The organism is Pseudomonas sp. PDM17, assembly GCF_014851985.1.
GTDB lineage: Bacteria > Pseudomonadota > Gammaproteobacteria > Pseudomonadales > Pseudomonadaceae > Pseudomonas.
On sequence record NZ_JACVAT010000010.1, the window covers coordinates 46,712 to 58,586 of the forward strand.

Consider the following 11,875-nt stretch of genomic DNA (forward strand, 5'->3'; position numbering starts at 1 on the left):
TCAAAGGGCCATGGCCAGGCCGCTGGCCTGGTTCCAGCCGACCTGTACCGGCGCGCCGTGCTCGAAGGCTTCCGCCTCGCCGCCGGCCTTGCGCGGCACGCGCACGCAGACGATGCCGAAGGCGTCGGTGCGTACGCGGTATTCAGTGAGGTTGCCCAGGTAGATGCGGTCTTCGACGCGACCCTTCAGGCGCACTTCTCGCTGCAGCTCCGAATCGGCGGCGGCGATGCCGACCAGCTCCGGGCGCACGGCGATGCAGCCCTCGGCCTGGGGCGCCAGCGCGGGGCCGGTGGGCGTCGGCGGGCTGCTCAGTTCCAGCCCGGCCGGGGTGCCCAGCACCACGCGACCGGAGTCGAGGCGGCGCACGGTGCCGGAAAACAGGTTGGACTCGCCGATGAAGTCGGCCACGTAGCGGCTCGCCGGGGTTTCGTAGAGCGCCTCGGGGGTGGCGGTCTGGATGATCAGGCCGTCCTTCATGATGCTGATGCTGTCGCTCATCGACAGCGCTTCTTCCTGGTCATGGGTGACCAGCACGAAGGTGATGCCGACCTCGCGCTGCAGGCGCAGCAGCTCCGACTGCATCTCCTTGCGCAACTTGCGGTCGAGAGCGGCGAGCGGCTCGTCGAGCAACAGCACGGTGGGCTTGTTCACCAGCGCGCGGGCCAGCGCCACACGCTGCTGCTGGCCGCCGGAAAGCTCGTGGGGCTTGCGCGTGCCGAAGCCGGACAGGCGCACCATCTCCAGCGCCTCGTCGGCCATGCGGCGCTGCTGCGCGCGGTCCGGGCGCGGCGTGCGGTAGCGCAGGCCGTAGGCGATGTTCTCGGCCACCGTCAGGTGCGGGAACAGCGCGTAGTGCTGGAACACCATGTTCACCGCACGCTGGTGCGCCGGCACCCCGGCCACTGCCTTGCCGGCCAGCAGTACCTCGCCTTCGCTGGGCTGCTCGAAGCCGGCGATCATCCGCAGGGTGGTGGTCTTGCCGCAGCCGGAGCTGCCGAGGAAGGAATGGAAGGCGCCGCGCTTCACCCTGAAGCTCAGCCCGTTGACCGCCGGCACGCTGCCGTAGCGCTTGACCACGTTGCGGAATTCGATATCGAAGTCCTGACCGCTCTCCATCACCGCGCGCTCCCGCTTTGTTCTTGTTGGGGCTCACGCTAGCAACGGGGCTTTCAGGGTGTATATATCCCTCGGGGGATAGATGTCGGGATTGGATCGCCCGGTGCGCGCGCTGACTCTCCCCCGCAGGAGCGCGCCATGCGCGCGATCGCGGGCATGGCGCGCTCCTGCAATGGGCGCCCGGAGCTTCCGATGACTGTAGGGCGCATAACCTGGAACAGGTTATCCGCCAGCGACGGCACGGCGGATAACGCTGGCGCGTTATTCGCCCTAGATGACCGTAGGAGCGAGCCGCGTGGCTCAGCCAACCTCACGCATCCCACCCGCCGCATCGCGCCCCGCCAGTTCGCGAATGAACAGCCCGAGCAGCTCCGACTGGCTGCCGATGCCGAGCTTGGCGTAGATGTTCTTGCGGTGGATCTTCACCGTGCCGGGGCTGATGTCCAGCTGTTCGGCCACCGAGGCGCTGGAATGGCCGCGCAGCAGCAGCTGGACGATCTCCTGCTCGCGGGGCGTGAGCAACTGGGCGCCGAACTGGTCGAAGGCCTCGCGGATCTGGTAGTCCAGGTCCTGCGCCGGGCGCGGTTGCGCGCGGCGCAGCTCCCAGGCCTCGCGCACCACCTGCTCGACCACCGGCCGCGCGCACTCCAGCAGCTGCATCTCGTCGCGGCTGTAGGCGGGGCTGGAGGTCTTGCGCATCAGCGAGAGCACGGCGGTGGCGCCATCGGCGAGGTCGATGAAGAAGGCGATCTCCTCGGTCAGGCCGGTCTGCTGGTAATACGTCTGGTAGTACTCGCCCAGGTAGAAGTGGTCCGGCGCGAACTGCCGCAGGCGCCACAGCCCCGGCGCCTGGTGGCGGGTGCAGGCGAGGTAGAAGGGATCGAGCAGGTAGGGTCCGACCTGGTAGTCCTCGACGTAGACGTGGCGGACGTCGGCCGGGAAGGTGTCGAACAGGTCCAGCGGCCGGTGGTTGCCTTCGTAGACGAAGAGCACGAAGTTATCCACCGCACAGACCTGCTGCAGCCACTGGCTGAGGCCGAGCAGGCGCGGACGACCGGCGGCCAGCGGGAGCAGATGGGCGACTCCGCCGGTCCAGGCTTTGAGTTCCTTGTGGCGCATGGGCTGTCGTTCTTGTTGTGTGCGCGATGGGCACACTATAGGCGTTCGGGATTCCACACGGAAATGCAGCTTTTGCGCCACAGCCCGCAAGACCCCGCCGCGCCTGAAGACAGCGGCTGATTCAGGCTCTGGCGCGCACCGCGATGAAGCAGGGGCGCGCCGAATCGGCTCAGGGCCGGCGAGCGCCCTTGCCGTTCGGCTTGCCAGCGGACGATTTGCCGGAAGAAGGTTTGCCAGCGGCCGGTTTACCGCCGAGGCCGAAGCCCGGCGTCCTGCGCACCGCCTTGACCTGCGGCTTGTCGTCCAGCAACGAGCCAAGGTGCACCTTGCCCGGCTTGCCTTCGGGCACCTTGGGTTGCTTGGGCTTCTTCGGCTTCTTCGTGATCTGGCCACCCGGAGCGGTGACGGGCACCCGGTGCTCCGCCTCGAAGCCGTCTTCCTCCTGGCGCTGCAGGGTCTGGCCGATCAGCGTCTCGATGGCGGCCAGCTGCTGCACTTCATCGGCGCAGACCAGCGAGATCGCCTGCCCGCTGGCGCCGGCACGGCCGGTCCGGCCGATGCGGTGCACGTAATCCTCGGGGACGATGGGCAGGTCGAAGTTGACCACCAGCGGCATCTCCTCGATATCCAGGCCTCGCGCGGCGACGTCGGTGGCGATGAGGAAGTCCACCTCGCCGGCCTTGAACCGCGCCAGGGCGCGCAGGCGCGAGGGCTGCGGCTTGTCGCCGTGGATCGAGTCGGCGCGGATGCCTTCGCGCTGCAGCAGGTCGACCAGTTCGTCCACACCCTTGCGGGTCTTGGCGAACACCAGCGCCTGGCGCCAGCCCTGTTCGCGTAGCAGGTGCAGGAACAGCTCGGCCTTGCGCTTCTTGTCGACGGTGAGCAGGTGCTGCTTCACCGTCTTCGCCGCCGTGTTGCGCGGTGCCACGTCGATGGTCAGCGGGTCGCGCAGCAGGGTGCGGGCCATCTGGCGGATGGCGTCGGAGAAGGTCGCGGAGAACAACAGGGTCTGCCGGCGCCGGGGCAGCGCGGCGAAGACCTCGTCCAGTTCGCGGGCGAAACCGAGGTCGAGCATGCGGTCGGCTTCGTCCAGCACCAGCACCTGCAGCTGGGTGAATTTCAGGGCGTTCTGCCGGTACAGGTCGAGCAGGCGGCCGGGCGTGGCCACCAGTACGTCGACGCCCTTGCGTAGCTTCATCATCTGCGGGTTGATGCTGACCCCGCCGTAAGCCACGGCAGTGCGCAACGGCACGTGCTGGCCATAGGCGCGGAAGCTCTCGTGCACCTGCTCGGCCAGCTCGCGGGTCGGCACCAGCACCAGCGCGCGGATCGAGTTGGCCGCCACCTGCGGACCTTCCTGCAGCAGTTTCTGCAGCAGCGGCAAAGCGAAGCCGGCGGTCTTGCCGGTGCCGGTCTGGGCGGCGGCCAGCAGGTCGCGCCCCTTGAGCACGGCCGGGATGGCCTGGGCCTGCACCGCCGTCGGGTTCTGGTAGCCGAGCCCGTCGAGGGCGTGCAGGAGGGGATCGATCAGGCCGAGATTGGCGAAGGTCATGGAGCGCTCGCAGAAACGATTCGGAATGGGCGGCATTGTAGCCGCAAGGGTCAGGAGCGCAGCAGCAGCGCGCCTTCGATGGGCACGTAGCGGGTGGCCGCGCGGATCAGCGCCTGGGCGGTGAGGCCCGGCACGCCGTAGGCGGTGGCGTCGGTGCCACCGGCACGGACGCGGTCGAGCAGCAGGTCGAAATCGCCGTCGCCGGAGGCCAGCACGACCTCGTCCACCTTCGGCGCGGCGTCGAGGATATCGATGGTGATGCCGACGTCCCAGTCACCCTTGGCCGAGCCGTCGGCGCGCTGGATGTAGGGCTTGAGCTTCACGGTGAAGCCGAGCTTGCGCAGGATCTGCTGGAACTGCTGCTGCCTGGCGTCGCCACGGTCGATGGCGTAGGCGTAGGCCTGGACGATGGTGCCCTGGGCACTCAGCTCGGCCCACAGCGCGGCGTAGTTGAAGTGGCAGCCGTAGGCCTGACGCACGGTGTAGTAGAGGTTCTGCACGTCGGCGAACAGGGCGATGGTCTTCAACGGTGACTCCGGGACTCGAACAGCGGGGGCGCATTATCGGCACAGCGGCGCGCCCCCGCCAGTCCCGGCGGGCGGGATGACCCCGCATTCGGGTCAGCTGAACAGGTCGCCGTCGTCGTCACCGAAGAAGCTCGAATCGTCGCCGAAGCTGCCGCTGTCGTCGTAACTCGCATCGTTGAAGCCGTTGTCGGCGTAGCGGTCACCGCCCAGGGATGAGTCATCGCCGCGCCCGTCGTCGAAGCTGGACGGCTCCGGTTGCACTGGCTGCTCCTGGATCACCTCGACGATTTCCTGCGGCTGGTTGTGGTGGAACATGCTGGTCAGCAGGTCCGCCACCATCACGCCACCGGCCACGCCCGCAGCGGTCTGCAGCGCGCCGCGCATGAAGCCGCCGCCCTGGGGCGCCGCTTGCGCAGGCTGGGCCGGCCTGAAGTCGTTCGGGTTGCTGGCGCCGGGGTTGTTGGCGTAAGCCGCGTTACCACCGACCGGTTGCGAGAAGCGTGTCTGGCCCCAGCCGTCTGGGCGCTGCTGCGCCTGATCCTGCCGAGGTTGCGGGCTCTGGCCGCCGCCGAACAATCCGGCAAGGAAGCCGCCGCTGCTCGGCCGCTGCTCCTGCGCCCTGGCCTGCTGCGCTTCCAGTTCCTTGACGCGCTGGTCCAGGCGCTTGATCGCCGCTTCCTGGATCAGCATCGCCTGGGCCATGTAGTAGGGCGCGGCCGGCTGCTGCACCAGGTGCCGGTTGATCTGCGCCTCGGCATCGGCGTCGCGTGGCGCGGTCTGTGCCTGCGCGTCACGCAGGCGGGTGAACAGACCATCGATCAGGGATTGCTCTTCGGAATTCATGGCAGGCCTCGAGTGAGCGGGTGGTTCGGCAGAACATTGCCTTTGCAACATTGGATCGGCTCGCAAAAAAACAAGTTCCGGTCGCAGAATTCTGGCGTCTTCAGCTGAGGGTTTGCTTAAGTTAGAGTCGAAGCCCTCGGACAGTATCGGGTTACTGATGAATCCCCTTTCCATCCTCCGCGACACCTGGTTCTTCTTCTCCCGTCACCTCGGCATCCTGGTGCCGCTGTGCCTGCCCTGGATCGTCATCGAGACACTGGTCCAGCAGCAGATCAACGTCGCCGCCGGCCCGCAGAACTTCGCGCCCTGGGGCATGGCCGCGGGCCTGGTGTTCTACCCGATCTACACCGCCAGCCTGATCCTGTTCATGATCGACACCGGCGAAGGCGTGCAGCGCAGCGTGCGCGAACTGTGGAGCGCGGCGCTGCGGCTGTGGCCGGCCTTCGCCCTGCTCTCGGCGATCACTTCGCTGCTGATCGTGATCGGCCTGTACCTGATGGTGCTGCCGGGCATCTTCGTGATGATCAAGCTGGCCTTCGCCGAATTCCTCCTGGTGCAGCGCGGCCGCTCGCCCATCGACGCGATGCGCGAGAGCTTCGCGCTGACCACCGGGCACTTCTTCCTGCTACTGATGACCTCCCTGGCCATCCTCGCGCCGGTCTGGATCGCCGAAGGCTGGATCACCGAAGCGGGCCAGAACGCGCCGGTGCTCAGCGTCGTGCTGCACTCGCTGAGCGGGTTCTTCCAGCTGCTGCTGACGGTGGCCGCCTACCGCATCTTCATCCTGCTCGGCCGCGAGGCGGCCTGAGCGGCAGCAACTCGCAACAAATCCTCCGGCGCATCGCGCGCCGGGGTTCTACGCTGGAGTCTCCTTCCCACCCCCCGAAAATCCGGAGTAAGGAGACTCGCCGTGAGCGACTTCCCGCCCAGCTGCCTTTCGCACATTTCCATCGGCACCAATGACTACCCGCGCGCCAAGGCATTCTACGACGCCGTGCTGCCGACCCTGGGCTGCCAGCCGATCATGGAGCACCCCGGCGCCGTGGCCTACGGCCGGGTGTTTCCCGAGTTCTGGCTGCAGAGCCCCATCGACGGCCGCCCGGCCAGCGTCGGCAACGGTACGCACTTCGGCTTCATGGCCAATTCCCGCGACGAGGTGGACGCCTTCTACCGCGCCGCGATAGCTGCCGGCGCCACCGACGAAGGCGCCCCCGGCCCGCGCCCGCTGTATGGCGACCCTTACTACGGCTGCTTCATCCGCGACCTGGACGGGCACAAGATCGAGGCATCGTTCTGGGACATGGCGCTGGCGGGCGGCGGTTTCGAGACCCACTCCCACTGATGAGCCTCACACGGAGGGCGGCGGATAACACCGTAGGCGTTATCCGCCCTACGTTAACTGTTCGAGCTTGCATCTGAAGCAATCACTCAATGCCCCGGCTTGAGCCCCGACATCTTCGGCACCAGCAGCTTCTCGAACAGCCGCGGGAAGAAGCGCGCCAGCAGCCGCGCCCGCCAGTTGACGTTGGACAGCACCAACAACCGCCGGCGGCGTAGCGCACCCTGGTAGATCGCCTCGGCCACGTCGCGCGGCGAGGCCACTTCCGTGCCCAGCACCACGGCCGGCTGGCGGATTACCGAGCCGTCCCCCACCAGGGCGTTCTTGCGCAGGTCGGTGGCGGTGAAGCCCGGGCAGGCCAGGGTAATCGCCACGCCGGTGCCGTCCAGTTCCATGCGCAGGGTGTCGAACAGTCCGTGCAGCGCATGCTTGCTGGCGTTGTAGGCGCTGCGGTAGAGCAGCGGGGCGAAGCCGGTCAGCGAACTGAGCACGACGATCTGCCCATGCCGCGCCAGCAGGCTGGGCAGCGCCGACTGAGTACAGTGCAGCGCGCCATAGAAGTTCACCGCCATCACCCGCCGGAACACCGCCAGCTCGGTCTCGATGAACAGGCTGCGGTGAGTGATACCGGCGTTGTTCACCAGCACGTCGATGCCGCCGAAGCGCTCGACGGCGAGCGCCATCGCGCGCTCCACCGCCTCGGCATCGGCGATGTCGCAGCGCAGGCCGAGGGCTTCGACGTTCAGGTGCTCGCGCAGGTGCTGCACCAGGCTGTCCAGCGCCGCCTGGTCGAGGTCGAGGATCACCGGATGCGCGCCGGCCCGGGCGAAGCGCAGCACCAGCGCACGACCGATGCCGGAACAGCCGCCGCTGACCAGCACCACCTTGCGCCGGTACACCGAGTGCGAGAACAACGAGCGTGGCATGGCGACCTCCCGGAGCAGGCGCAGGGCGCGGTGTACGGCCTGCCTCAAGGTTGCAGGATGCTTCGCGCGGCAAATGCGCAGGTGAAATGCGCGGACACAGACACTATCCTCTGGACCCAACAAGCATAGTCCCTGGTCACCCATGAGCCTCTCGCTTCGCCGCCGCTTCCTCTTCGTGCTGTTCATCGCCCTGCTGCTCGCCGCCACCGCTGCCGCCTGGCTGCTGGCCTGGCATCCCGCCGAGCGCGAGGCCGTCGCCGCGCAGTGCCGCGCGCCCGCGCCGCAACTGCAGCCAGGGCAGGCGCTGAAGGTGATGACCTGGAACGTCCAGTACCTGGCCGGCAAGCGCTACATCTTCTGGGACGACCTGCCCGATACCACCGGCCCCGACGACAGCCCCAGCCCCGAGGACATCGCCTACAGCCTCGACGAGGTGGTGCGGGTGATCCGCGACGAAGCCCCGGACATCGTCCTGCTGCAGGAAGTGGACGATGGCGCAGCCGTCACCGGCAAGCAGGACCAGCAGGCACTGATCGGCGACCGCCTGACCGATCTCTACCCCTGCTCCACCGCCGCCTTCGACTGGAAGGCGCGCTTCGACCCCAATCCCCACGTGTTCGGCAGCGCCGGACGCAAGCTGGTGACGTTCAGCCGCTTCCAGATCACCAGCGGCGAGCGCATTGCGCTGCCGCAGCGCTCGTCGATCCCGCTGCTGCACCTGTTCGCCCCGCAACCGGCGCTGCTGCAGAGCGACCTGCCGATCCGCGGCGGCGGCCAGCTCAGCGTGATCAACACGCGCCTGGAGCGCCCCAGCGGCGACGACACCCCGCAGCGCCAGGTCGACGCCGTCGAAGCCCACCTGAACACCCTGCAGGCCGCCGGCCGCCCCTGGCTGCTGGGCGGCGACCTCGGCCTCCTGCCGCTGGGCCAGTACCCCTACCTGCCGGAAGTGCTGCGCGCGCCCTACCGCGCCAACAGCGAGCTGAACCTGCTGGCGGCGCGCTTCCCGGTGGTCCCGGCGGTGGAGGAATCCAGCGGCGCCGACCAGGAGAAGTGGTACACCCACTTCCCCAACGACCCGCGCGTGCACAAGCCCGATCGCACCCTCGACTACCTGTTCCACAGCCCCGGCCTGAACCGCCTCGATGCCGGCGTGCGCAGCCACGATACCCTGCGCATCTCCAACCATTTGCCGCTCTCCGCGCGCTTCCTGCTGCCCCACTGAGAGCCGCGGCACATCGCCACCGGGCCAGACTGGACAAGCGAGGCGCGGCGGCCCCATGCTCGGCCGGCACTGCATAACAACGACAACACGCACTTCGGGTATCCATGCACTTTCGCCGTCTCGTCGGGCTGATCGTCGCCCTGCTCTGCCTCAACGCCTTCGCCTTCGCCGTCGACCGGCCCACGCTGGCCGACCGGCTACCGCATCCGCTGCCGGCCCTGACCGTCGGCTACTACGAATTCCCGCCCTACACCTATACCGCCCCGGACGGCAGCACTCGCGGCAGTGGCGCCGAGATGGTCCGGCGCATCCTGCTCAAGGCCGGTTATCGCGCCGATTTCCGCCCCTTGCCCAGCGCCCGCCTGTACCTGGGCCTTCAGGACGGCAGCGTGCAGCTCTGGGCCGGCGCGCCGGGCAAGCCGGAACTGCTGGGCAGCACGCTGGAGTGCGAACGCGTGCTGGGGCATGTCGAGCTGAACCTCTATCGCCTGGCCTCGCGCTCCTCGCCGAAGCTGCCCGAGGGCTTGAGCGGCAGTCGGGTGATCCTGATCAGCGGCTACAGCTACTGGCGGCCGATCACCGAGATGCTGGCCGACCCGAAACTGCAGCTGGAAGTGCACCGCACCAGCACCCACACCGCCGCCCTGCAGATGCTCGAACGCGGTCGCGGTGATTACCTCATCGACTACCAGACCCCGGTGGAACAGGCGCGCCGCGAGCTGAACATGGCGCCGCTGGCCTTCGACAATCTGTACAGCGTGCCGACCAAGCTCATCGTCTCCCGCCACGCCCCCGACGCCGAAGGCCTGCGCGCGCAGCTGGACCACGCCTACGACGAACTGCAGTCGGCGGGTTACGAGATGAAGTTGCCCTGACTCCGTAAGGCGGGAATGGCGCAGGAGCGTACTCAAGCGACGGAGACGACCTGTAGGAGCGGGCCATGCGCGCGATCGCGGGCATGGCCCGCTCCTACAGGGAGCACATCACGTCTGTGCCAGACCTACCCCTTGCGCGGCTTGGCCCGCGCCGTCGGCTCGGCGATCAGCGGGTCATCCGGCCAGTAGTGCTTCGGATAGCGCCCCTTCAGGTCCTTCTTCACTTCCGCATAGGTGCTGCGCCAGAAGTTGGCCAGGTCCTGGGTCACCTGCACCGGCCGCTGTGCTGGCGACAGCAGGTGCAGCTTCACCGCCACCCGTCCTCCGGCAATGCGCGGCGTATCGGCCAGGCCGAACAGCTCCTGCAGGCGAACGGCGAGCACCGGCGGAAACTCGCTGTAATCCAGGCGGATATTCGAGCCGGACGGCACCTGCAGCGCGCGTGGCGCCAGCTCGTCCAGCCGTTGCGGCAGCGGCCAGGGCAGCAGCCCATGGAGCATCCCGCTCAGCTCCAGATTGGCGAAGTGCGACAGCCGCGAGACCTTGCCCAGGTACGGCAGCAGCCAGTCTTCCAGCGAAGCCAGCAGCGCGGCGTCGCTGACGTCCGGCCACTCGCTCTCGCCCTTGCCTTCCAGATCGAGCCGACGCAGCAAGGAGATGCGCGCCTGCCACTGGCGCAGCTCCGGCGTCCACGGCAGCAGCTCCAGCCCCTTGCGCCGCACCAGCCCGAGCAGCGCGCGGCTGCGCGCCTCGGCGTCGAGTTTGGGCAGCGCCTCGGTGGACAGCACCAGCTCACCGACCTTGCGCTGGCGCTCGGCGCGCAGCGCGCCTTCACGCTCGTCCCACTCCAGCTCGTCGTGGACACTGACCTGTTCGGCAAGGATCGACTCGAACAGCCCCGGCTCCAGCGCCGCCGCCAGGTAGATGCGCTCTTCGCGCTGGCCCTGGCGGCTGCCGAGATCGGCGACCACCAGCCAGGCTTCCTTCATCAGCGCATCCGGCTCGCCGAACAGCGCCGCGCGGCCGTTGGCCAGGCGATATTCGCCGCCACCGACACGTCGCTGGCGGGCGATGCGGTCCGGGTAGGCAAAGGCCAGCAGGCCGCCCAGCCAGCGCGGATGATCGGGGTCGGCCACCGGCTCGCGCGCCGGGCCGCGCAGGTAGCCCCTGAACTGTCGCGCCAGCTGGCGCACCCGCTGCACCGCGCCCCGGCTGGCGCGCGGGCCGTTCTGCTCGCCGGCCAGCAAGGCGATGCGGTGATGCAGGTCGGCGTCGTTGCCGCGCAGGATGTCGCGCTCACCGAGCAAAGCGGCCAGGTCGCAAGCCAGTTGCCCCAGCCCGAGCGCATGGCCACGCAGCAGCAGGTGGGCGATACGCGGGTGCGCCGGCACTTCGGCCATGGCCTGACCGTGGGGCGTGAGGCTGCCGCCACCGGCGCGGGAAGCCAGCGCGCCGAGGCGCTCCAGCAGGTCCTGGGCCTGCGCATAAGCGGCGGCGGGCGGCAGGTCGAGCCAGGCCAGCTCCTGCGGGGCGACACCCCAGCGCGCCAGCTGCAGGGCGAGGCCGGCCAGATCGGCCTGGAGGATTTCCGCCGCGCCATAGGCCGGCAGTTGATCGTGCTGCGCCTCGGACCACAAGCGGTAGCAGGCGCCCGGCTCCAGCCGCCCGGCACGGCCAGCGCGCTGGGTGGCGGAGGCGCGGGAGACGCGCTGGGTTTCCAGGCGGGTCATGCCACTGCCCGGATCAAATCGCGGCACCCGCGCCAACCCTGCGTCCACGACGACACGCACGCCGTCGATGGTCAGGCTGGTCTCGGCGATGTTGGTCGCCAGCACCACCTTGCGCTTGCCCGCCGGCGCCGGCTCGATAGCAGCACGCTGGGCGTCGAGGTCGAGTTCGCCATGCAGCGGGCAGAGCAGGACATCGGAGCGGCCGACCAGGGCCTCGCCCAACTGCTCGGCGACGCGGCGAATCTCCGCCTGGCCGGGCAGGAACACCAGCAGGCTGCCGGGCTCGTCGGCCAGCGCCTGCAGAACCGTCTGCACCACGCGCGGCTCGATGAACTCGCCGGCCTGCCATGGCCGGCCCCAGCGAATAGCCACAGGGAACATGCGCCCCTCGCTGCGCACCACCGGCGCGTCGTCCAGCAGCGCGGAGAGGCGCTCGCCTTCCAGCGTGGCCGACATCACCAGCACCTTGAGCGGTGGCTCGTCGCGTAGCAGTGCGCGACCATTGAGGGTCAGCGCCAGCGCCAGATCGGCATCCAGTGAGCGCTCGATCATTTTGCCATTCGTCGTTTTTTGTCAACGAACAGAAGATCCTTGTCTAGCGTTAGGTTAGCAGGTAAGCAGAG

Annotated in this window: 10 protein-coding genes and 1 pseudogene; 4 read left to right on the forward strand and 7 right to left on the reverse strand. The window is 68.5% G+C overall.

Annotated elements, in window-relative coordinates; translation table 11 throughout:
• The 5 genes from IB256_RS27665 to IB256_RS27685 all read right to left on the reverse strand — a co-directional run bounded on the left by IB256_RS27665 (position 1) and on the right by IB256_RS27685 (position 5,157).
• Positions 1-1,116 carry an ABC transporter ATP-binding protein gene (locus tag IB256_RS27665; protein ID WP_192290410.1) on the reverse strand — a complete coding sequence of 372 codons (1,116 nt, stop codon included), beginning with the start codon at positions 1,114-1,116 and terminating at the stop codon, positions 1-3.
• Positions 1,117-1,416: 300 nt separating this feature from the next.
• Positions 1,417-2,235, reverse strand: a complete 819-nt coding sequence (locus IB256_RS27670) for a helix-turn-helix transcriptional regulator (RefSeq protein WP_151189338.1) — start codon at positions 2,233-2,235, stop codon at positions 1,417-1,419.
• Between the two features lie 169 nt (positions 2,236-2,404).
• Positions 2,405-3,787 carry a DEAD/DEAH box helicase gene (locus tag IB256_RS27675; RefSeq protein ID WP_192290412.1) on the reverse strand — a complete coding sequence of 461 codons (1,383 nt, stop codon included), beginning with the start codon at positions 3,785-3,787 and terminating at the stop codon, positions 2,405-2,407.
• A 50-nt stretch (positions 3,788-3,837) separates the two neighbouring features.
• The gene (locus IB256_RS27680) at positions 3,838-4,314 is read right to left on the reverse strand and encodes an NYN domain-containing protein (RefSeq protein WP_192290414.1); all 477 of its coding nucleotides are present in this window, start codon (positions 4,312-4,314) and stop codon (positions 3,838-3,840) included.
• 93 nt (positions 4,315-4,407) lie between these two features.
• A complete protein-coding gene (locus tag IB256_RS27685) occupies positions 4,408-5,157 on the reverse strand; it encodes a DUF2076 domain-containing protein (RefSeq protein WP_192290416.1) in 750 nt (249 codons plus the stop codon).
• Positions 5,158-5,314: 157 nt separating this feature from the next.
• Here IB256_RS27685 and IB256_RS27690 point away from each other — a divergent pair, with 157 nt between their 5' ends.
• The gene (locus tag IB256_RS27690) at positions 5,315-5,965 is read left to right on the forward strand and encodes a YciC family protein (protein ID WP_192290418.1); all 651 of its coding nucleotides are present in this window, start codon (positions 5,315-5,317) and stop codon (positions 5,963-5,965) included.
• A 102-nt stretch (positions 5,966-6,067) separates the two neighbouring features.
• Positions 6,068-6,499 (forward strand): VOC family protein, encoded by a 432-nt coding sequence (locus IB256_RS27695; protein WP_192290420.1) that lies wholly within the window; start codon positions 6,068-6,070, stop codon positions 6,497-6,499.
• Between the two features lie 86 nt (positions 6,500-6,585).
• Here the strand turns inward: IB256_RS27695 and IB256_RS27700 are convergent, their stop codons facing one another.
• Entirely contained in the window at positions 6,586-7,422 is an 837-nt protein-coding gene (locus IB256_RS27700; protein WP_192290422.1) for an SDR family oxidoreductase, read from the reverse strand.
• A 142-nt stretch (positions 7,423-7,564) separates the two neighbouring features.
• On the opposite strand from IB256_RS27700, the gene IB256_RS27705 reads away from it, so the two are divergent.
• Together IB256_RS27705 and IB256_RS27710 are read left to right on the forward strand one after the other, a co-directional pair.
• Positions 7,565-8,647: an endonuclease/exonuclease/phosphatase family protein gene (locus tag IB256_RS27705; protein ID WP_192404755.1), complete on the forward strand. Its 1,083-nt coding sequence runs from the start codon at positions 7,565-7,567 to the stop codon at positions 8,645-8,647.
• Between the two features lie 104 nt (positions 8,648-8,751).
• The gene (locus tag IB256_RS27710; protein WP_192404756.1) at positions 8,752-9,522 is read left to right on the forward strand and encodes a substrate-binding periplasmic protein; all 771 of its coding nucleotides are present in this window, start codon (positions 8,752-8,754) and stop codon (positions 9,520-9,522) included.
• A gap of 125 nt (positions 9,523-9,647) precedes the next feature.
• Here the strand turns inward: IB256_RS27710 and hrpB are convergent.
• A pseudogene (gene hrpB / locus IB256_RS27715) lies at positions 9,648-11,798 on the reverse strand (ATP-dependent helicase HrpB); the annotation flags it as partial.
• Positions 11,799-11,875: the final 77 nt, after the last annotated feature.

Bases quoted from the DNA above. Each gene is read 5' to 3' on its own strand.
- IB256_RS27670 (WP_151189338.1), bottom strand. From the start codon at position 2,235: ATGCGCCACAAGGAACTCAAAGCCTGGACCGGCGGAGTCGCCCATCTG.
- IB256_RS27685 (WP_192290416.1), bottom strand. From the start codon at position 5,157: ATGAATTCCGAAGAGCAATCCCTGATCGATGGTCTGTTCACCCGCCTG.
- IB256_RS27700 (WP_192290422.1), bottom strand. From the start codon at position 7,422: ATGCCACGCTCGTTGTTCTCGCACTCGGTGTACCGGCGCAAGGTGGTG.
- IB256_RS27675 (WP_192290412.1), bottom strand. From the start codon at position 3,787: ATGACCTTCGCCAATCTCGGCCTGATCGATCCCCTCCTGCACGCCCTC.
- IB256_RS27665 (WP_192290410.1), bottom strand. From the start codon at position 1,116: ATGGAGAGCGGTCAGGACTTCGATATCGAATTCCGCAACGTGGTCAAG.
- IB256_RS27710 (WP_192404756.1), top strand. From the start codon at position 8,752: ATGCACTTTCGCCGTCTCGTCGGGCTGATCGTCGCCCTGCTCTGCCTC.
- IB256_RS27705 (WP_192404755.1), top strand. From the start codon at position 7,565: ATGAGCCTCTCGCTTCGCCGCCGCTTCCTCTTCGTGCTGTTCATCGCC.
- IB256_RS27690 (WP_192290418.1), top strand. From the start codon at position 5,315: ATGAATCCCCTTTCCATCCTCCGCGACACCTGGTTCTTCTTCTCCCGT.